14 protein-coding genes are annotated in these 21,102 nt (G+C 44.7%); 8 read left to right on the forward strand and 6 right to left on the reverse strand.

All coding sequences use genetic code 11. The features are described from left to right. Nucleotides 1-183: 183 nt before the first annotated feature. From JGK16_RS28115 to gloB, 5 genes are all read right to left on the reverse strand, one after another. The gene (locus tag JGK16_RS28115; RefSeq protein WP_293193354.1) at nucleotides 184-4,287 is read right to left on the reverse strand and encodes a replicative DNA helicase; all 4,104 of its coding nucleotides are present in this window, start codon (nucleotides 4,285-4,287) and stop codon (nucleotides 184-186) included. Between the two features lie 284 nt (nucleotides 4,288-4,571). Then, nucleotides 4,572-5,030, reverse strand: coding sequence for a 50S ribosomal protein L9 (gene rplI / locus JGK16_RS28120; protein WP_293127513.1), 459 nt, complete (start codon nucleotides 5,028-5,030; stop codon nucleotides 4,572-4,574). A 350-nt stretch (nucleotides 5,031-5,380) separates the two neighbouring features. Beyond that, nucleotides 5,381-10,474 (reverse strand): PAS domain-containing protein, encoded by a 5,094-nt coding sequence (locus JGK16_RS28125; protein WP_293178409.1) that lies wholly within the window; start codon nucleotides 10,472-10,474, stop codon nucleotides 5,381-5,383. 109 nt (nucleotides 10,475-10,583) lie between these two features. After that, nucleotides 10,584-10,733 (reverse strand): hypothetical protein, encoded by a 150-nt coding sequence (locus JGK16_RS28130; RefSeq protein ID WP_293196482.1) that lies wholly within the window; start codon nucleotides 10,731-10,733, stop codon nucleotides 10,584-10,586. A gap of 472 nt (nucleotides 10,734-11,205) precedes the next feature. Next, nucleotides 11,206-11,979, reverse strand: a complete 774-nt coding sequence (gene gloB, locus JGK16_RS28135) for a hydroxyacylglutathione hydrolase (protein WP_293178406.1) — start codon at nucleotides 11,977-11,979, stop codon at nucleotides 11,206-11,208. Nucleotides 11,980-12,203: 224 nt separating this feature from the next. Here gloB and JGK16_RS28140 point away from each other — a divergent pair, with 224 nt between their 5' ends. The 7 genes from JGK16_RS28140 (at nucleotide 12,204) to JGK16_RS28170 (ending at nucleotide 19,642) form a co-directional block, all read left to right on the forward strand. Then, nucleotides 12,204-12,407 carry a hypothetical protein gene (locus JGK16_RS28140; RefSeq protein ID WP_293178403.1) on the forward strand — a complete coding sequence of 68 codons (204 nt, stop codon included), beginning with the start codon at nucleotides 12,204-12,206 and terminating at the stop codon, nucleotides 12,405-12,407. Between the two features lie 352 nt (nucleotides 12,408-12,759). Continuing rightward, nucleotides 12,760-13,761: a UDP-glucose 4-epimerase GalE gene (gene galE / locus JGK16_RS28145; protein ID WP_293178400.1), complete on the forward strand. Its 1,002-nt coding sequence runs from the start codon at nucleotides 12,760-12,762 to the stop codon at nucleotides 13,759-13,761. 47 nt (nucleotides 13,762-13,808) lie between these two features. After that, nucleotides 13,809-14,732 carry an alpha-1,2-fucosyltransferase gene (locus JGK16_RS28150; RefSeq protein ID WP_293193355.1) on the forward strand — a complete coding sequence of 308 codons (924 nt, stop codon included), beginning with the start codon at nucleotides 13,809-13,811 and terminating at the stop codon, nucleotides 14,730-14,732. Then, nucleotides 14,732-15,559, forward strand: a complete 828-nt coding sequence (locus JGK16_RS28155) for a hypothetical protein (RefSeq protein ID WP_293178394.1) — start codon at nucleotides 14,732-14,734, stop codon at nucleotides 15,557-15,559. The genes JGK16_RS28150 and JGK16_RS28155 overlap by 1 nt, the downstream gene beginning before the upstream one ends. Before the next feature lie 26 nt (nucleotides 15,560-15,585). Further along, nucleotides 15,586-16,383 (forward strand): class I SAM-dependent methyltransferase, encoded by a 798-nt coding sequence (locus tag JGK16_RS28160; RefSeq protein WP_293203539.1) that lies wholly within the window; start codon nucleotides 15,586-15,588, stop codon nucleotides 16,381-16,383. Between the two features lie 14 nt (nucleotides 16,384-16,397). After that, a complete protein-coding gene (locus tag JGK16_RS28165) occupies nucleotides 16,398-17,555 on the forward strand; it encodes a glycosyltransferase family 4 protein (protein ID WP_293193356.1) in 1,158 nt (385 codons plus the stop codon). A gap of 86 nt (nucleotides 17,556-17,641) precedes the next feature. Continuing rightward, nucleotides 17,642-19,642, forward strand: coding sequence for an ATP-binding cassette domain-containing protein (locus JGK16_RS28170; protein WP_293178388.1), 2,001 nt, complete (start codon nucleotides 17,642-17,644; stop codon nucleotides 19,640-19,642). Nucleotides 19,643-19,677: 35 nt separating this feature from the next. Here JGK16_RS28170 and JGK16_RS28175 read toward each other — a convergent pair whose 3' ends face one another. Beyond that, nucleotides 19,678-19,839, reverse strand: coding sequence for a hypothetical protein (locus JGK16_RS28175; protein ID WP_293203540.1), 162 nt, complete (start codon nucleotides 19,837-19,839; stop codon nucleotides 19,678-19,680). 18 nt (nucleotides 19,840-19,857) lie between these two features. Here JGK16_RS28175 and JGK16_RS28180 point away from each other — a divergent pair, with 18 nt between their 5' ends. Next, nucleotides 19,858-21,057 (forward strand): glycosyltransferase family 4 protein, encoded by a 1,200-nt coding sequence (locus JGK16_RS28180; protein WP_293178385.1) that lies wholly within the window; start codon nucleotides 19,858-19,860, stop codon nucleotides 21,055-21,057. The last annotated feature ends 45 nt before the right edge of the window (nucleotides 21,058-21,102 follow it).

Here is a 21,102-nt window from a genome sequence, read left to right on the forward strand (position 1 = left end):
ATCTATATTACCTGTTTATCTTGCACTTTTTTCTCCCTCGCGCCATCTAAACCTATGCCACGCAATATGTGATTGATTTTTCAGCAAGCCCTAATTAAACGTAAAATATCGATCGCGCTCAAGCTTGCTGTGTGTTCCTTCTTCCTTCTTCCTTCTTCCTTCTTCCTTCTTCCTTCTTCCTTCTTAAGAGCGCTTCGGAGATGCGAGATTGCGGAAGGAGGTATATTGAGCGTCAAATAATAGTTTGATGATTCCTGTGGGGCCGTTTCTGTGTTTGGTGATGATTACTTCGGCAATTCCGCGATCGGGCGAATCAGGGTTATAGTATTCATCACGGTAAAGCATAATTACTAAGTCGGCGTCTTGCTCGATCGAATTATGGGCATATAAACCTTGTGTGGCAAAGCTTTCAAGATTTTCGACTGTTATATCGTAAACCATTTCTTCACCACAAAAATCAATTTTCTTCACCTTATCCCAATAGATATCGCTAACAGCTAGCTTGCATATCTCTTCGGCATCCAAAATATTCCCTAACTGATGTGTGCGTTCTCGACCAATATCACATTTGTAATCCGTTGTGGCTGAATAACGCATACCCAAGCAATCTTGCATCTGTTTGATGGTTAAACCAAGGCGTTTTTGGGCAAGATTGACTTGAGTTCGCCAAAGTTCATTCGGAATTAAATCCCGATTTGTCTTCCCACATTCAGAATTATTGAGATATACTTTCACATCTTCTAAACTGGATTTTTTATAATTACCAACTGCACCGATTACATTCGCAAATATTTCTATATCTGACTTTCCTCCCAACCAAACTTGATATTGTGTACGCCCTTTTCCACCTTGAGAAACAACTCTGACAGCCGCATTGATGTTCAGTCTAAGCAACAGAGAACGGACTCCTCTGGCTAACTTCTCGCTACTAGAGGCATAATAAATAGCTGGATAAAGACATTTCTTCCCTTTAGCCGGTTTGATACAACCATCAGTTGCCCATAGGTGTCGAAGGAAAAGAGCGATCGATTCTTGGGGTTGGGTAAATACTAAACTGGGAATAAATTTTTCATGGGAACGTAAACCAAAGACTTCTAATTGTTCTAGCCATTTAGTAATCGGATTTTTAATATTGGGAGCGAGATGATAACTAGCAGGGAGATAAACTTGATACCAATCACGTTCGCGTTTGATACGGGAATTAATTTCATCACCAAATACTTCTGTAGCCAAATGTGCAACTAATTCAGCTAAATCTAATTCTCGCGTCGTGTACTGAATACTATGTCGGGGTAAAGTACAACCATCACCAATTAAATGTCCTAGTAAAGCTAATTCAGCATTACCCATCGTCTGCACTTCAGTACAAGGAATAGATCGAGGTATAGCAATCCGATCGCCTATTTTTAATTCATCTAAACGCTTCCAACCATCTGATGCAAAGAACTTATGATTGCCTGTTGCTTTAATTGAATTTCCCAAGCTAGTTGTCATCTCCCAGACTGGCTTTACCCCTGTACAAAAAGCATTAGTCACTATCGCTTTTTCCTGTTTCAGGGTATGTGAATTTAATCCCCAAACAGCAAAGCCAGATTTACCGACCAAATCGCGAATCGGGACTTCTAATCCACTATCAGCCATAGTAACTAAACTATCACCACTCAGACATCCACTTTCCCGTAAATCCGACATCATCGGCCGCTTATTTGTCCTGGCTTCCACACTTCGACTCAACTGAGACAAAGCAATAATCGGCACGTTGATCTCGCGGGCTAAACCTTTGAGACTTCTTGTAATTCGAGATAATTCTTGCACGCGGTTGTCGCTGCTACCTTCCATTAATTGCAGGTAATCTAGCAAGATTAATCCGAGAGATCCGCCTTGTTCTGCTTGGAGGCGGCGGACTTTGGAGCGAATCTCCATCACGGTAATATTAGGAGTATCATCAATAAACAGCGGTAGTTCTGATAAGTTACCAATGGCTGTACTGATGGGTTCCCATTCATTTTGACTGATTCTGCCCGATCGCAACCTATTACTTTCTATTTTGGCTTCACTGGACAGAATACGCTGCACTAGCTGTTCTTTCGACATTTCCAAGCTAAAAACGGCAACCGGTAATTTTTGCCCTCCGGCGGCGATGTGGTGCGCGATGTTGGTACAAAAGGCCGTATTGTGAACGCAGATATCATTAGCCACAAAATTGTGTGTCTCCGGGATAGTTAAGTCATAGACTTGCTTGTTTCCCATCGGTTCGATCGAAACTATTTCATCCCAGTAAACCTCGCTATCTGCCAGTTGTTTCAGCCACGAATTATTTAAAGCAGTTGCTAAAACCAAAAGTCTTTGCCTGGACAGCGCACGTTGACCAACGTGAATATTGGAATAACCTTTGATGCCTGCGCGTTTTGCTAAGGATGCCCAAGATTCGTTGCCTTTGGCTAATGCTATGTATTCCCAAACCTCGACAGGAATTAAATCACGGTTATTGTGAGATTTTTTGTTTTCTAGTGCTTCTTTAACTTTAAACAATGCTTCTTCTTTGCCAAAAATGCCAATCTCTGATATAAATATTTTGATAGATATAGCATCAGTAATATCTATAAACCAAGCTGGATTACGAGTATTTTTATATTTAACTAAACGTTTTTTGAGGGCGGCAATGATGCCAAATCTCAGCAGTAGATGCTGTACGTGTCTAGCTAGTCCTTCGCTGACAGAACAGTAGCCTAGTTGAGATTGACCGCTGGTAAGTAGGGTAGCCCAGCCGTCAGTGGAAAAGAGGCGGTTGAGGAAAAGGGCAATTTGCGATCGCTCCAATCTAAAAACTATGTCTGGTACTGTTTTCTGGTGAGCATTTTTTCCCATCAGACCTAATTCTTCTAACCAGTATCTCAGCGGGTTTTGATGCAAGGTATTAATAGCCTCCATTCCCGGGCCGGCTAGTTTTTTGGGAGCGACATCTAAAGTTTCACAAATGCGACTAAATAATTTTTGCTTTGGGAATGCCAATCCTAGCACCCAATCCGAGGCTAAATCGGGTGAAACCTTCAATATTTTAGCAAATTCTTTAACATACAAATGTTGTTCTTTAAGGACTTTTTGCAAATTCAGACCAAAGAAAGATATTTTGTCTTTGTAACTGTCTCGATCGCCCATGACGTAATATTCTGGTGCGCGTCTCCCTTGATCGTTGTATCGCAGCCTAAGACCTCCGAAGCTAGTAGCAGCCTTAGCAAAGTCTTCTAGTATAGCAGTATTTCCATTGGTGAAGTGCGGCGCGCTGCGTGTCAAACACCCATCGCCAATTAGATAAGCCAATAACTTAACTTCACAGTCACGAATGGTTTCTTTACCAAAAACATCCATCCTGCGGGGTACAGCAATTTTATCGCCTGCTTGTATTTCCCCCAACTGCCGCCAACCCTTAATTGTTAAAAATGGGTGTGTAATTGTAGTTTCTATAAAGCGTCCCAATCTGGTTGTGACGCGAAATACAGGCTTAATTCCATCATCTATAAAAGCAGATGGTCTAGTTAGATGAAACTTCCAATCTTTTCCTAAAGTTAGTAATTCAGCTTGACGTTTTTGATAGATTTCTTCAATGGTAGCAAGGCTTCCATCGCTTTGAAGCGTTATGGTAGAGCTTGCTTGGCATTTGCCCATTGCCGGCCTGGCAGCAACGATGATTAAATCCGATCGCTGAAAGCCGCCTGTCATGGCATCTAAATCATAAAAACCGCACGGAATACCGGGAAGCGTGAGGCCTTCATTGCGATTTTCTAAGTCTTGAAATGTTTGGTTTAGGGTTTCGCCGATCGATACTAAATCTTGTTGCGGGCGGTCTTGAGTGATGCCGAAAACTTCTTGTTCGGCACGGTCTAAGACTGTTTCTAGTGGCGCTGATGTCTCGTAACCTAATTGTACTATGTTGTTGCCCGCTTCGATCAATCGGCGCCGCTGATATTTGTCTTCGACTAAAGCTGCATATTGGTCGATGTTGACTGCTGAAACTGTGCGATCGACTAATTGTGCTAATTTAGTTAATCCTCCGACTTGTTCTAACTGGTTGCGATCCGTCAGCCAAGTCGTTACGGTCATTAAATCCGTCGGTTGACCTTGCAAAAATAGCCCTAATGCCGATCGATAAATGACTTGATGAGCGGTGATGGCAAAAAACTCTGGTCGCAAGATTTCAGAAATTCGGGAAATAGCTTCGGGGTCGATTAAAATCCCGCCCAAAATTGCTTCCTCTGCCTCTATATTTGTCGGCATCAAATCGCTCATTAGTCAATAGTTATTGGTTATTGGTTATTGGTTATTGGTTATTGGTTATTGGTTATTGGTTATTGGTTAGTGGTTATTGGTTAGTGGTTATTGGTTATTGGTTAGTGGTTAGTGGTTATTGGTTAGTGGTTAGTGGAAAAACAAATGACAATGCCCTATGCCCTATGCCCTATGCCCTATGCCCAATTCCCTATGCCCAATTCCCTATGCCCAATTCCCTATGCCCAATTCCCTATGCCCTATGCCCAATTCCCAATTCCCAATTCCCAATTCCCAATACCAAATTACATCGGGACAACTTGAACATCAACTTCGGCGGTAACTTCTGCGTGGAGTTTGATTTCAGCTTTGTATGTACCAGTGCCGCGAATTTCGGGCAGGGTGATGCCGCGCCGATCGACTTCTTGACTGGTAGAGTTGAAGATCAGCTCTGCTACTTCTTGGTTGGTGACTGTACCAAAAATCGCGTCTCCTTCGCCGACTTGCTTGGAGATGATGAAAGGCCCGGCTGCTTCCAGGGCGGTTTTGCGGACTTCGGCTTGCTGCTTGAGCTCTAGCTGGCGCAGTCTTTCTTCTTCTCTGCGGCGGGCTGCTTGCTTGAGAATGCCGGGAGTGGCTTTAAATCCCATTCCTTGGGGTACTAGGTAGTTGCGGGCGTAGCCTGGGGCTACTTCTACTACGTCGCCAGCTTTGCCGAGTTTGCTGACATCTTTGTTTAAAACTAATTGGACGCGCTTGGCCATGATCGTTGATTGTGGGGTTTTAACTGCAACTTTCTATAATAGCGAAGTTTGACGGGCGATCGCAAGGGAGAAGGAAGAGTTGGCAGTTGGCAGTTGGCAGTTGGCAGTTGGCAGTTGGCAGTTGGCAGTTGACAGGACTAAGAGTCCTTCTTAATCAGGTTCGTAGTAAGGACGAAGAGTCTTCTCCGATTTCTGCACCACCTTCGCTGTAGACGGATGAATGCACCAAAAATGATATCTCATCCTTATTCCGTGGGACTTCTGTCAACTGTCAACCGTCAACCCTTCGACGGATCTGACTGACAAGCTGTCAACTGTCAACTGTCAACTGTCAACTGACTGCGAACCTATTATGGGTTTTTTAGCTTTGGGCCGATCGCCCGCGCTACTGTAGCAACTAACTGGGTTGGATCGATCGGCTTAGATAAGTGCTTTTGAAATCCGGCTTGCAAAACTTGACGCTCGTTGGCTTCTCCAGCATAGGCTGTTAGGGCGATCGCCACTAGCCCCCGATACTCGGGCGCGAGCTGAGTGCGGATGTGACGGATCAGCATATACCCGTCCATCTCGGGCATTCCGATGTCGCTGACGATCAGATCCGGTGCAGTTTGGGCGATCGACAGCAGCACCTCAGCAGCAGATGACAGGGAAATCACCTCTGCACCCGCGTCCTCTAGCACGAAGGCGACAAAATCGCGCGAGTCCGGCTCATCATCTACTACCAAAATTCTCAATCCAGCGAGCGGCAAAGATGAAAGATTGGCACTCTCAGATGAATGACGTTCTGTCTCATCCTGCGTTCTAGAATCATCATTTAATAGCGGTAATCTCACCGTAAACGTCGCTCCTTGACCTTCTCCGGGGCTTTCTGCAAACACCCTTCCGCCGTGAAGTTCAATCAGTTGGCGGACGATCGCCAATCCCAATCCCAAACCGCCAAATTTGCGAGTTGTGGCGCCGTCTTCTTGTCGGAAATGCTCGAAAACATAGGGCAAGAAATCGGGAATAATCCCTTTACCCGTGTCTGAAACTTGAATTTGAACTTCGTGTGCGATTTGCGCTAATTTAACTTCTACTCGACCGCCTTCGGGCGTGAATTTCACCGCGTTAGATAACAAGTTCCACACAATTTGCTGCAAGCGACCTGTATCGCCGACAACGAGTCCGATATCTGGATTTAAGATTGTTTGAATTTGAATCTTTTTAGCTTCGGCTGCTAGTTGCACGGTTTCCAAAGCAGACAAGATAATGGTGCCGACATTCACCGGAGCAACATTCAATCTGAGTTTTCCTTGCAGAATCCGAGACACGTCGAGCAAGTCTTCGATTAATTGAGATTGCAGTCGGGCGTTGCGTTCGATCGTCTCGAAGGCTTGGGCGGTTTTAGCCGCGCTCAGTTTGCCGCCGAGCAGCAGTTGCGACCAGCCTAAAATCGGATTTAAGGGCGATCGCAACTCGTGAGAAAGCACCGCCAAAAACTCGTCTTTAATCCGGTTAGCTCGTTCGGCTTCCGCGCGCGCCGTTTGTTCCAATTGCAGAACCATATCGCGCTCGGTTTCCACTTGTTTGCGCTCTGTAATGTCGATCGCAGAACCGATATAACCCTCAAATTGTCCGCTGTCGGTAAATCTGGGAGCCGCCGCATCCAGCGCCCAAGAATATCCGCCATCTTTGCGCCCCAAGCGAAATTCCATGCTGTAATGTTCCTGGCGTTCGTTGGCCCTCAAAAATCCGTTAAGGGCGTATTCTCGGTCTTCTGGATGCACCGCGTTTATCCAACCAAATCCCAAACCTGTTTCCTCAGTTTGACCTGTGAATTCATACCAGTTGTCGCTCAAGAAAGTGCAGTAGCCTGTAGAGTCTGTTACCCAGACCATAAATGGAGCGTTGTTAGCCATATAGCGGAATCGCTGTTCGCTCTCTTGCAGCGCGGCTTCTGATTGTTTGCGTTCTGTGATATCCCGACAGACAATCACTCCGCCTGTGATTTCTCTGCTGGTATCAACTACCGGATAACCGCTGATACTGATCCAGCGATCTTCGCAATCTTGGTGGCGGACAAATATCGCTACATCATTGACATATTCACCTTTGATTGCTCTGGTTAGAGGTAGTTCCTCCTCGGGGAAAAGGGTTTTTTGGTCTGGCAAAAATAGTCCGTAGGTGCTCGACCATTCCTGAGAGGATTTTTCATTGGTTAGCTGACCGAATATTCTCACGGCGGCGCGGTTAAACAGCACAAACTCCCCTTGTTGGTTGGCGAGAATCAAACCGTCACCAATGCTGTCTATAATTACTTGGAGTAACTTCGTTTTTTCTTGCAGTGCGACTTCGGCTCGCTTGCGTTTTGTGATGTCGTTGGAGATGCCAATCAAGCCGATTACTTCTCCGGCTTCGTTGCGGTAGGGAGCTTTCATTCCCAGAAAAGTCCGAACGCCATCGGGAGATTCTTCGACGATTTCTGTTTGACCGGATTCCATAATCCGCCGATCGTTTTCCGAGACTGTGGCTCCCAGTTCTGCTACTGCGTATAAATCGCGATCGCGCCGGCCAATTACTTCAGCAGCAGGTTTTCCCAGCGCCTCCAGGGTGGCTGGATTGGCATAAATAATACATCCTTGTCGATCTTTAACAAAAATTGGCGTGGGCGCTGACTCGTTAATTACGTTCAAAATTGCATTTTTTTGCCGCAGTTCTTCTTCTGTGCGTTTGCGATCGCCAATATCGCTCCAATAAGCCGTAAGTCCATCGGCTGCTGGATAGACGCTGACTTCTATATACCTTTGAAGCGACGGCGAAAACTCTTCAAACTTGACAGAAACTTGCTCGGAAACGACTCGATGAAATTCTTGATACAGCCTTGAGTTGGATTCTGCTTCGGCGGGGAATATCTCCCAGATCGATCGACCTAACAAGTCGTTTCTCGATCGCACCAGAAGTTTTTCAGCAGTGGCATTAACGTAGGTATAGCGCCATTGTGCATCGATCGCGATAAAGGCATCGGTAATACTTTCGATAATATTGCTGACTTGCTGGTTTGCCAATTGCAGCGCGAGTTCAGCGTTTTTGCGATCGGTGATTACTTCGGAAAAAATCATGATCCCGCCAATCTCACCGCTGTTGGTTCGCCAAGGGTGAATTTCCCAGCGCACCCAGTCTATCGAACCATCAGCGCGGGGAAACGGATCTTCTGGACACATTTCGACTGCTCCCGCCAGACAGCGCTGGTGGATTTGTCTCCAACGATCGGACAATTCTGGAAATATCTCGTAGTGCGATCGACCTACAATGTTTTGAGCGCCCAGCCCGTAACTTTCCAGCCAGCGATCGCTCACCAGCATATACCGCATCTGGCGGTCAAACATCGCCACCCCCGCAGGCGAATGTTTGACGAACAGCCGCAGTTGCTCTGACTGTTCCCGCAGGCGATTTTCCGCCTGTTTGCGATCGCTGATGTCTTTGAAAAGTATGGCGACTTTGCGGCTCTGGGGCTCGCTCGTGCGGAACGCTGAAACCTCAAACCAGCGGTTCATGGCTTCGGAGCCGTGTTCAAAGCTCGCTGGTTCGCCTGTCAGCGCAACTTTGCCGTAGATCTCGAACCAATAATTTTCGAGTTCTGGAACGAGCTGCCGCGCAGTTTTGCCCGCAGCTTGTACGAGTCCGGTTTGTTTCTCAAAGGCCGGATTGATTTCCAAAAAGCGGTAATCGATCGGCTTTTGGTTGTCGTCAAACAGTATTTGGATGACGCAAAAGCCTTCGTCTAGGGACTCAAACAAAGTGCGGTAGCGTTCCTCAGAGTCGCGCAAAGCTGCCTCCGCTCGTTTGCGATCGCTAATATCCACAAACGCCGAGACACAGCCGCAGACTGCGCCCTGTGCGTCAAATAACGGCACCGCATTCATCAACCAATCAAACGTCGCCCCATCCGATCGCACCATTTGAAATTCCGCATCTCGCAATTCGGCACCCGAAGCCGCCGCCCGCTGCATTGGGTGCTCTTCTGGCGGGATTTCCTGGCCGTTGCTAAGCAGTCTGAAGGGAAGGAGTGCGGCTTCGTCTCCGCTTGCAGAAACATTGGCATCCGGCCGCACTGTTAGCATCGACTGAGCAAACCTGTTAGTGCGAATTACATTACACTCTGGATCGTGGGCGATCGCGATCCCGACGGGTACAGCATCAAATATTGATTGCAGTTCGTTAACTCTGCGCTGTAGTTCCTGGTTGAGCCGTTGAATTTCTTTTTTGCGAGCTTTGCGATCGGTAATTTCGTACACTGTCACATTCACGCCCAACACGCGATCGTCCTGGGCTTTCAGCGGATAGAGACTCAACAGCCAACTACGTTCTACTCCCGGCTGCGCTGAGTTTTCCCCGTGAATTTCGAGCTGTTCGACGGGAACTTTAGTGGCTATAACTTCTCGGTAAAGCGGCTCTAAATCATCAGCTTGTTGCGGCAAGATTTCGCGCAATGTTTTACCGATGTGGGCGGCGGCGGGAACTCCGTTAATTTCTGCGAGGCGCGAGTTGATGCGGACAAATCGCAAGTCGGTATCGATAAAGCAAAGTCCGATCGGCGCGCTAGCATAAATTGCCTCGATTTCTGCTAGTTGTTGGTGCGCCGTTTGCCCTTGTTTAATAAAAGCAGCCCGATCGGCTTTCTGCTCGGTAACATCTTGAAAATAAACGGCAATTCCCGATGCGATCGGATAAGCTCGTACCGCATACCAAGCATTGAGCGGCCCATAAAAAGATTCAAAACTAACTGTAACTTGCTCTGTGGCGCAGCGGCGAAATTCCTGATCGAACAAACTGCCCGCAGACTCGGGAAACTCTTCCCAAACGGTGTTGCCGATCAAATCTTTCGAGAGTCGATTTATCCACCGCGCCGCTTGAGAATTAACGTAGGTAAACCGCCAGTTTCGATCCAAAGCAAAGAACCCGTCGGAAATACTTTCGAGGGTGTCTGACTGTTGTTGGGCGGGCGCGTCACCGACGAATCTTGGCCCAGGTTGACCGATTTCTATAAAGGTGGTAACTACGGCGTAGGGAGTCGATCGATCTCCCTGAAATAAAGGTTGAGAATTGATCTTCAACCAAATCAATTCTCCCTGTGGTTGATAGAAGCCCATGATGACATTTGAGCAGGGTTTCCCGGTTTGCAGCGCCACCATAGACGGGTGCGTCTCCCCAGGAAAATCCGAGCCATCTTCACGCAGAGTCTGCCACGGACAGTTGATGGAAGTGTTTCCCTGCATTTGTTCTGCTGTCATCCCCAACAGTTTCTCGGCGCGAGAATTGCACGCCTGAATGCTGCCGTCTGCCAATTGCAGAACCATCCCTACATCTGTTTGCAAAGCTGCACTCGGGTTGAGTGCTTTGTTAGAATCCTCTGAAACAGAGGAGTCTATTTTCGCTTGGGGTTCAGTATTGCCTAGATTTTTCATCTTTTAACAAAGATCGTTTTACTTGTGGCAAAGCTAATCGTACTCATCAATTATATATAAGGAAATAATCACAAAAACTTTTGATGCAAACAGGCTGACAATTCAAACCTCAGAGAGATGTCGATCGTTCTGCTGGAATTTCAATATCTCGACAATTTATTTTATACCAGAGCTCCACGCCTTGACCAGTTGTGTAAGCAAAGGCGAGAGGCAATTTTCTGGCTGTGGCAAATGAGCGATCGGTCTCATCATTATTCAACGTTTCTGTAGATTGCGATCGCCTGCTGTTGCTTGTTTTCGAGGGCGATCCGATCGCACTTGCGCGCAGGTAACGAAAAACCCAATTGCTTTAACTAAACCCGATCGCAAATTTTGGCAAGGCTATCTTGGTGTTAACGGTAAATGGCGATCGCATTTACCCAATATAGCGGTCTATTTTTCCTCCAGTGCCACGGCTCTTCTGATGTTTAGACCGATCGCCTTTTACTTTGGTTCGTGCCCCCAACTTAACCCAATACAGACATTTATAGCCCTTCTCAAAAAGATGAGGTACGCATGGGCATAGGGCATATGTCATAGCTCACTTTTTTGAGAAGGGCTATACCAGAAAGAATTGGTTGAAAGCCTCTCCTTTTTAAAGAAAAATTAAAATCAGACGATTCATTACTCCAAGACCCTTCCTTCTTTTGTCAACTGTCAATTGTCAACTGTCAACTGTCAACTGTCAACTGTCAAAATCGGTCTTTCATCCCGCGCAATCGAGCGAAGGTTTGCACTGAATCTTGACTGTTGGCGACTGACTGAAGACTAGGAAAATCCCAGCGCAAAAAGGGGTTTGTGCTTTTCTCGATGCCGATCGATGATGGTATTGTAGGTTGCGATCGGCTGCGAGCTTCTTTAACTGCTGCCAAGCGCTGCTGTAACTCAGGATTGTCGGGATCTACACTAATGGCAAATTGCAAGTTTGTCAGCGTGTATTCGTGGGCGCACCAAACTCTGGTATTGTCGGGCAAGTTTCGCAATTGTTCGAGGGAAGCTAGCATTTGGGCGGGAGTGCCTTCTTTGAGTCTGCCACAGCCTCCAGCAAACAAAGTGTCTCCACAGAACAATTCGCCCGTTTCCCCTGGGTTGCTGGGCGGGAAATAGTAGGCTATGTGGGCTTTTGTGTGGCCGGGCACGAAGAAAATTTCGGCGGTTCGATCGCCAAATTCAACGCGATCGCCCTGATGTAAAAATACTTGCTGTCCGGGAATTCTGCCTCGGTCTTCGGCGCCGCCGTAAACTGTAATTTGGGGGAAGCGATCGATCAGTTGCTGGTTGCCGCCTACGTGATCGCGATCGTGGTGCGTGTTGAAAATTGCGATTAATTCGGCTTTGAGCGATCGCACTTGCTGCAAGACCGGTTCTGCTTGCGCTGGATCGACCACTGCTACTGTATGGCGATCGGGGTCGTACAGCAAGAAAATGTAATTGTCCGACAGTACCGGAATCCGATAGACCTGCATAGAAAACAGCCTCTCTAGAAAAAATATTATACAATTAAAATATTGTGAGCGTGTTCCGAAGGCATAATGCAGAATTCTATAATCAGCGCATCTATCTTTGGAAGTAAAACTCTGATACATTGTTTCTGCTGTTCCACAAATTGCTTTGCAGTCTGGTACAGACGATTTTTAGGTCGAGAACTCCCAGCAGCTTTAAATATTCTGACATAAATGCGATCGAATAAATGCGAACATCTCAAAACAAATCCAACTTAACAATTTCTCAAATGGTCGATCGGATTGTCACGTCTGGCAAAATCTCTCGCCGGGAACATTTAGTTTTGACTTCTACGATCCTATCTGATGATAAAATTTCAGAGGAGGATCGATATCAAATCAATCGGATATTTGATTACATCCAAATTGGTCGCCTCAAGTTCATCGATTGAGCTGGTAAATTCACAAGATAATCCACAGTTGCAGTTAACGCCGATCCCCCCTAACCCCCCTTAAAAAAGGGGGGGACAAGAGAATTCTCACAGCCTCCTTAAAAATGGGGGGGACAAGAGAATTCTCACAAACCTTAAAAATGAGGGGACAAGAGAATTCTCAAAGCCCTCTTAAAAATCGGGGGACAAGAGAATTCTCACAGCCTCCTTAAAAAAGGGGGGGACAAGAGAATTCTCTTTCGTCCCCCTTCTTAAGGGGGATGCGAGGGGGATCTCCGGGGCATAAACAGGCTTAACCCAACCGTATTGCAATCTCATCGACAGTTACAGCTACAAAACAACCCAGAATAATATGAGTACAGAAAAACCAACAATTTTGGTAACAGGCGGAGCTGGATATATTGGCTCTCACGCAGTATTAGCGCTGAAAAATGCCGGTTACGGTGTAGTGATTTTAGATAATTTAGTTTACGGCCACCGAGATATAGTAGAGCAGGTTTTGCAAGTAGGGTTAGTAGTTGGTGATACAAACGATCGCGCACTTCTCGACAACTTGTTCGCCACCCACAACATTGCAGGGGTAATGCACTTTTCTGCTTACGCTTACGTCGGCGAATCTGTTACCGATCCAGCTAAATATTACCGGAACAACGTCATCGGCACGATTACACTTTTGGAAGCGATGATTGCTGCTGGGATTAAGAAATTGGTGTTTTCTTCTACTTGCGCGACTTACGGCGTACCGCAGAAAATCCCCCTCACCGAAGACCACCCGCAAAATCCGATCAATCCCTACGGTGCTACTAAGTTAATGGTAGAAAGGATCTTGTCAGACTTTGACGCGGCGTACAATTTTAAGTCTGTTTGTTTTCGCTATTTTAACGCCGCTGGAGCCGATCCGAACGGGTTGTTAGGAGAAGATCACAAGCCCGAAACTCACCTGATCCCGTTGGTGTTGTTCGCTGCTTTGGGAAAACGAGATTCGATCGCAATTTTCGGCACCGATTACGATACTCCTGACGGTACTTGCATTCGCGATTACATTCACGTTAACGATTTGGCGTCAGCTCACATTTTAGGGCTAGAATATTTGCTAAATGACGGCAAATCAGATTTCTTTAATTTGGGCAACGGTGGCGGGTTTTCGGTAAAAGAGGTGATTGAAACAGCCCGCCAAGTGACGGGAAAAGAGATTAAGGCTGTGGAGTGCGATCGGCGTCCGGGAGACCCGCCTAGTTTGGTTGGCAGCAGCAAAAAGGCGATCGAAACCTTAGGTTGGTCTCCAGAATATCCCGACATTAAGGATATTGTAACTCACGCTTGGCAGTGGCACCAAAAACGTCATCACCCTTAGTCTGTAGGGTGCGCGCCGCGCACCTTACCTTAACCAAAATAGCGACTATGTTGATAATATCTGCTAAATCGGGACAACTAGGCAACAGACTGCTGCTTTTTGCCAATTTCATAGCTTGGGCGATCGAGCATAATTGCACTGTCCTCAATCCAGCTTTTGAAGAATATGCAGAATTCTTTGTAGACACGAACAAAGATTTATTGTGCTGTTATCCTCCTCCATATTTTACCGTATCAGGTAACAGATTTATCAGAAATCAATATTTTAAACTCATCAATAATTTAAGCAATAAAAATATCTTTAAAACGCAAGAAATTACCAGAGAAAAGCCGTTTAATTGGATAAATTATCGGGATATTCAAGCAATAAAAAATAGTTCAATTGTTTGTTTTAAAGGCTGGTTATTTCGAGATGGCTGGTTTGTAGAAGATTTGCCAAAGTTGTATAAGTACGCCGATGAGATTAGATCCTACTTTACACCATTACAACAATATAAAATCAATGTAGATAGTTTGATATTGAATGTAAAAAATAACGCAGATACGATCGTTGGAGTTCACATCCGTCAAGGGGATTATGCTCAGCACCAAAAGGGGAGATACTTTTACACAACTGAGCAATACTTAGAAGTGATGAATTCAATAGTCAAACTATTTGAAGGTAACAAAATCAAGTTTTTGATTTGCTCTAATATTCAGCAAAATCCTAAGTTATTTGATGATTTTAACTGCGTTTTTGCTAACGGTCATTTAATCGAAGATATCTATGCTTTGGCTGAGTGCGACTATATTGTCGGGCCGCCTAGTAGTTATACTATGTGGGCTTCTTTTTATGGCGAAAAACCTCTTTATATGCTCAAAAATATCAATAAAGTAATTAACTTGAAAGATTTTGTGCATTTTTATGAATGGGAAGGAATTTTTAATTATCGAGATAACTGGAACGAGAGTTTTTGGGAGTGGACGCACTAATGAAACTAGCAACTAAGGGATTTATCACTATTTTAACAGGTCTTTACTCTTTCCAAGATTGCGTTCATTTTCTGGCGTCCGTCAGGAAATTTCACCAGGAACCAATTATTATTTTAATAGATAGAGTACCTCGAATTTTATATCCTTTACTTCAGGTGTTTGGAAATGTCATATTGCAAAGAGCACCCTCTCACGAAAATCCTGTTTTAGCGTCGCGCCAAGCCAAGCTGTCTTTGTACGGGGAATCTCTGTTTGAGAAAACTATTTATATGGATTGCGATATTTGTTTGCTGTCGCCAATAGATGAGGTTTTCGGCTATCTTGATGAGGTAGATTTGTTGGTGACAGAAGATGTGCAGCCTGCGATTGCGAAAGCGAGCAATTTATTAAGAGTCAAGCAAGATATTCTGTCAACTTTGCAGTCTGTGGGATTGCCACTAAACAAAAATACCATTCAATACAATGGCGGATTTATTGCTTTTACGAAAAGCAGTACAAATCAGGAATTGTTCGCGGAATTTAAGAAATATTTCGAGATAGTAGTGGCGCATCAAAATGTGCTACTTTTGAAAGACCAGGGTGCTTTTGCTGCTGCTATTGAATCTGTGAAACCGCAAATGAGAACATTGTCCCCTGTGTACAACTATTTGGATAAGTGGAAAGATGCTTATGCGATCGACAAACCGATAAAAGTCATGCACTGCACCTACCCCTACCGCCCGCAGTACGCAAAGAACGTCACGCGATCGCTTTTTACTCGAATAGTCGATCGCACCGCTAAAATATTTTTACCAAATCAAATTAACAATCCCTGGCGCTTAAAATAAACTTGACCAACTTACTACTCTAGGCCGTGCAACATTATACCAAAGAATTATATCAATACTTACAAACAACCTCCTACGAATCAGCCATAGAAATTATCCCTATCCTTTGGGAATTCGTGCAGCCCAAACGAGTAATTGATGTCGGTTGCGGTACGGGGACTTGGCTGTCCGCATTCCAAGAATTCGGCGTTGAAGATTTTTTAGGAATAGACGGTGATTGGGTAGATATCAAAATGCTAGAAATCCCTGAAAACAAGTTTTTAGCATTAGATTTAACCCAACCTTTGCGCGTCCAACAACAATTTGATTTAGTTGTTTCTCTAGAAGTAGCAGAACACTTGCCCCCAGAGTGTGCCCGAGTATTTATAGAGTCTTTAGTGAAGCTTGGCCCAGTGATTTTATTCTCTGCCGCAGTACCATTTCAAGGGGGAACAAATCACGTTAACGAACAGTGGCCAGACTATTGGGCGAAACTCTTTCAAGAGCAAGGATATGTGGCGATTGACTGCATGAGACATAAAATATGGCAAAATGAGCGAGTTAAATGGTACTACGCCCAGAATATACTTATATTTGCGAATCGGGAATATTTAACAACAAATCCAGTCTTGCAAAAAGAGGCAGCGAGAACTAACATTTTTCAGCTTTCCTTAATTCATCCGCAGCTTTACTTGCGAACGGCATCAGCAGCTACCAAATTAAGACAAGAAATCAAAGATATTTTAGCCTTAAAAGATCCAAGGATTTCACTGAAAAAAATATTTTTTGCTTTGCTACCCTTGACAAAAGATCGTTTAAGCAGGAAAATAAAGCAACTTTTTTAATAAAAAATTACCAAGTGAAAGTTTCATTAGTGGTGAGCGATTTGTCTGGAGGAGGTGCAATTCGTGCTTTTCTACTAGCTCAAGTCCTAATCGAGCTTAAATGTGATGTAGAAGTTGTGGGATTTCAGTTTGGTAAGGAATTGTATGCTATTCCTCCGACAGGCATCCCCGTATGTGCGATACCGGGGAAAAACTATCCAGGGTTTTTGATGGATGTTCAAAAATTATTGAAAAAAATCGATGGGGATATTATTTATGCAGTGAAACCTAAGCCTACAAGTTTTGGTTTATCGCTGCTCAAAAAACTCGATACTCGCCGCCCTCTCATTTTAGACATTGATGACTGGGAACTTAGCTGGTTCGGCGGTGACGAATGGAAATATCGCCCTTCTTTTAAGCAACTTTATCGAGATATTTTTAAACACAATGGTCAATTGCGAGAACCGGATCATCCGCTATATGTCAAGTGGATGGAAGGTTTAGTTTCCCGTGCTGATGCTGTCACCGTTGATACAGAGTTTTTAAAACAGCGTTTTGGTGGTGTATATTTGCCTAATGGTAAGGATACTGAAATGTTTGACCCTGTTAAATACAATCCTGAATTGAGCAGAGAGCGTTACGGCTTGTCGGGCTATAGAGTTCTGATGTTTCCCGGGGCGCCGCGTGCTCACAAAGGTGTTGAGGATGTTTTGATGGCCCTCGAACAGTTAAATGAGCCCGATTTAAAATTAGCGATCGTCGGCGGAAGTCCTTATGATGATTATGATGATAGACTTATGCAACAATGGGGTCGTTGGGTTGTTAAACTGCCAAAATTTCCTGTGGAAACGATGCCGGAAGTTGTAGCGGCTGCTCACGTTGTCGTTGTTCCTCAGCGAGACACTCTGACAGCGGTGGCTCAGTTTCCGCTCAAGCTGACAGATGGCATGGCAATGGCTAAGCCTGTTTTGTCTACGCGCGTGGGAGATATTCCTACAATTTTAGGCGGAACTGGTTATTTAGTCGAACCTAGTTCTCCCGATCAAATTTCCCAAAAAATTAAATGGATATTTCAAAATTTTACAGCCGCCAATTTCCAAGGAATGAAAGCTCGGGAAAGATGCGTGAAAAAATATAGTATTCAAGCAATGGCACCGATACTTTCAGATATAATTGCAGGTAGCTATAGGTGAAATTGAAGCGACTGAATGGAGGAAGAAAAACTGGCTGTAATTAAAGAATATTTTGAGATGCCGTACTGTTTAGCTGGGAATGCTTCATGTCTGCCAATAAGCTACTCCTAAAATTTGCGAGACGATATCCGGGCAGGATTGTGTTAACTGTGATGCTGGGCTTTGCTGGGGCTTTATTCAGCGGTATCAGCACTACTCTGATTGTACCAGTGCTTTTAATTTTTTTGGGGGAAGCTATCGAGCTGCGCGGCGCTCCACCTCTCATTAAAAGTTTGATGTATCCCTTTGAGGGAATGCCGGAAAATCAGCGTTTAATGTTGATGACCGGGGCGATTGTTCTGGCAATTATATTAAAAAATCTTGCTAGCTATATTAATACTTTAGTCGCCACTTCTCTGACGCGCTCTCTGACTTTTGATTTGCGAGAAGCAGGTTTGCGGTTGTTGTTAGAAGTAGATTTAGATTTTTATTCTAAAACTAAAGTCGGGGATTTGATTAATAGATTGGGCGGAGAGATTGGCCGGACTGCGAGTGCAGTTGGTACGGCAATTGGAATGTTTACTACCTCAGTCACTGTTTTGGTGTTTCTGGGTTTGCTGCTTTCTATATCGTGGAAGTTGACGTTGACATCTACGCTTTTGTTGGGATTGGTTGCTTGCACAAATCAATATATTATTAACCGTTCTAAGCATTTTGGTCTCGTGCTTTCTGAAATGTCGAAAGATTATTCGGTGAGGGTGCTGGAAACCATGACTGGGATTCGGCTAGTTAAGTCAACGGGTAACGAAGAAAGGGAGTATCAGCGGATTAAGCATTTAATTCAAAGGCGAGAACACGCGGATTTTCAGGCTCAGGTAAATTATGCGGCGATTGCCCCAATTAACGAAGTTGTTAATTTGATCGTGATAATTTTGATTGTATTTATCGGTCGTACAATATTTGCTAATGAAATTGAGTCTATTTCAACTGTTCTGCTGACCTATTTATTGGTACTTTTTAGGTTAATTCCTTTGATTTCTCAGTTGAATAGCGGGCGGAGTCAATTTGCTAATACGTCAGCTAGCGTAGAAGTAGTTGATGATTTTTTGAGCTGCGATGAGAAGCCTTTTATGCTGAACGGTTCTGTGCCATACACTCATTTGCGATCGGGAATTAGTTTTAATAAAATATCTTTTAGTTATCCGAATCACAAAAATTTAGTTCTTCAAGGAATTGATTTATTTCTACCTTACGGCACTACTTTGGCTTTGGTAGGAACTTCGGGTTCTGGGAAGTCAACTTTGGCAGATTTACTGCCGAGATTTTACGATCCTACTGAAGGTAGTATCTCGATAGATGGTAGAGATTTGCGCGAATTTGAGCTAAAAAGTCTCAGAAAGGCGATGGGTATTGTTAGCCAAGATACGTTTTTGTTTAATGCTTCGGTGCGCGAAAATATTGCTTACGCTAGGCCCGATGCGACGGAGGCTGAAATTGTGGAAGCGGCGCAGGGGGCGAATGCTTATGAGTTTATTGAACGGTTGTCGGAGGGGTTGGATACTCAAATTGGCGATCGCGGTGTGATATTATCGGGAGGGCAGCGTCAGAGGATTTCGATCGCTAGAGCTTTGCTGCAAAACCCGGAAATCTTAATTTTAGACGAGGCAACGAGTTCGCTGGATACGGTTTCGGAAAGATACGTGCAATCGGCGATCGAGAAACTGAGTTGCGATCGCACAACCTTAGTCATCGCCCACCGCCTCTCCACAGTCCAAAAAGCCGACAAAATCGCCGTGATCGATCGCGGACAAGTCGTAGAAATCGGTTCTCACGAAGAATTGCTAGCCAAAGGAGGTTACTACACTCGCTTGTATTCAATGCAATTTGCGGAAGAAACCGCCCGCGATGAAGCTTTGATTAGAGGTTCTTACGAAATTCGCACTCGCCTGACTCCGATGATAGCTTACCTGAAGTTGCTAGTAGATGAAATGGTTGATTCTCCCGAAGAAAGAGATGAGTTAATCAGAGAATCATATCACTCGGCTGCTAATATTTTCAAAACTTTGGAATTTATAGAAAATACTATTAAACGTCAAGCAACAAAATAGTTATTGGTTATTAGTTATTAGTTATTTGTTATTTGTTATTTGTTATTAGAATAGTAGTGCGAGCGTCTCGCTCGCGATCCAGCCGCGATCCAGCCGCGATCCAGCCGCGATCCAGCCGCGATCCAGCCGCGATCCAGCCGCGATCCAGCCGCGATCCAGCCGCGATCCAGCCCAATATACCAATTACCAATTACCATTACCCATTACCAATTCCAATGTCGAAATACTATGTATTTTTCACCAGAAATATCTTGCCACAACCGAATGTAGCCAGCTTAGTTCAAGTTGCACACTCAGCAAATGCCGCAGCAAATCTCGGTTATCCAGCAGTTTTGGTATATATCCGTAAAGGATGGAAGGCTTTTAATCCAGTTGATTGGTTTCATCCTTTTCAACCGAGAAAACCCGATGCAAAACTTGCTCAAATATACAATATTCAAGAGCAATTAAAAATAGCATACTTACCGATGCCGTGGCCGATCGACCTTTTGAACAGCAAGTGGACAAGTTCCAGTACAATAGTCTCAAAATACTACTTGCCAATTCACCTGCTGAAATCGACTAAAATTGTTCATACTCGCGACTGGAACTTTGTTAAAGCTGCCATTAAACACGGAATTCCCGCTATCTACGAACAACACCACCATGAAGATAAGAAGTTTGAGCCGGAGGTTGTTAATAATCCTCTCTTTCAAATTGCTGTAACTGTTGCAGATACTGTGCGAGACAGCATGATTCAGAATGGGATGCCAGCGGAAAAAGTCATTATGCTGCACAATGGTTTTAACCAGTTGTTTCTGGTGAGACAAACAGACGCAGCCGAGAATTGGCGGCAGCGATTATTAGCAGGTGGAAGGCAATATTTAGCGGTGTATGCGGGGGGGCTGTACCCGTTTAAGGGTGTGGATATGCTGGTGGATGTGGCGCGGGTGTTGCCGGAAGTTCAATTTGCGATCGCCGGTGGTGACTCATCTCAAGTAACAGCATACCAGCAGTTAGCCACAGACAAGCAAGTCAAGAACATCAATTTTCTCGGCTACCTGCCTCAAAATCAACTAGCCAGCTTGCTGCAAGCCGCCGATGTTTTGACTCACCCTCACTGTCAGACAGAGGCCGCGACATTCACATCTCCTTTGAAGTTCTTTGATTATATGGCATCGGGAACTCCTATTGTTGCGACGGAGATTGCATCTTTAATGGAATTCAAATCTGGAAATATAGCTGCCATTTGGTGCGAACCTGATAACCCGCACAAGTTCGCGCAAAGCATTCGAGATAGTTTAGCAAAATATCCGAGGAGAAGCGAAGGTTATGCAGAAACATTGGGTTTTGTCAAGCAATTTTCGTGGGAAAATAGGATCGAGAGGATTTTGAGTTATGTGGATGAAGAAGTGCGATCGCAAATTATTCATTAGTTTTGTATAATTTTAAATTACCTATTCCTAGCCCCGGCGGTTGAA

Origin of the sequence: Microcoleus sp. PH2017_09_SFU_O_A, assembly GCF_020738625.1 — a bacterium.
Taxonomy (GTDB): Bacteria; Cyanobacteriota; Cyanobacteriia; order Cyanobacteriales; family Microcoleaceae; genus Microcoleus.

Excerpts from the sequence above, each read along its gene's own strand:
- gloB (WP_293178406.1), bottom strand. The coding sequence starts at position 11,979 with ATGCAGGTCTATCGGATTCCGGTACTGTCGGACAATTACATTTTCTTG.
- JGK16_RS28180 (WP_293178385.1), top strand. The coding sequence starts at position 19,858 with ATGTCGAAATACTATGTATTTTTCACCAGAAATATCTTGCCACAACCG.
- JGK16_RS28155 (WP_293178394.1), top strand. The coding sequence starts at position 14,732 with ATGAAACTAGCAACTAAGGGATTTATCACTATTTTAACAGGTCTTTAC.
- JGK16_RS28125 (WP_293178409.1), bottom strand. The coding sequence starts at position 10,474 with ATGAAAAATCTAGGCAATACTGAACCCCAAGCGAAAATAGACTCCTCT.
- JGK16_RS28175 (WP_293203540.1), bottom strand. The coding sequence starts at position 19,839 with ATGGTAATTGGTAATTGGTATATTGGGCTGGATCGCGGCTGGATCGCG.
- JGK16_RS28115 (WP_293193354.1), bottom strand. The coding sequence starts at position 4,287 with ATGAGCGATTTGATGCCGACAAATATAGAGGCAGAGGAAGCAATTTTG.
- JGK16_RS28140 (WP_293178403.1), top strand. The coding sequence starts at position 12,204 with ATGCGAACATCTCAAAACAAATCCAACTTAACAATTTCTCAAATGGTC.
- JGK16_RS28150 (WP_293193355.1), top strand. The coding sequence starts at position 13,809 with ATGTTGATAATATCTGCTAAATCGGGACAACTAGGCAACAGACTGCTG.
- galE (WP_293178400.1), top strand. The coding sequence starts at position 12,760 with ATGAGTACAGAAAAACCAACAATTTTGGTAACAGGCGGAGCTGGATAT.
- JGK16_RS28170 (WP_293178388.1), top strand. The coding sequence starts at position 17,642 with ATGTCTGCCAATAAGCTACTCCTAAAATTTGCGAGACGATATCCGGGC.
- rplI (WP_293127513.1), bottom strand. The coding sequence starts at position 5,030 with ATGGCCAAGCGCGTCCAATTAGTTTTAAACAAAGATGTCAGCAAACTC.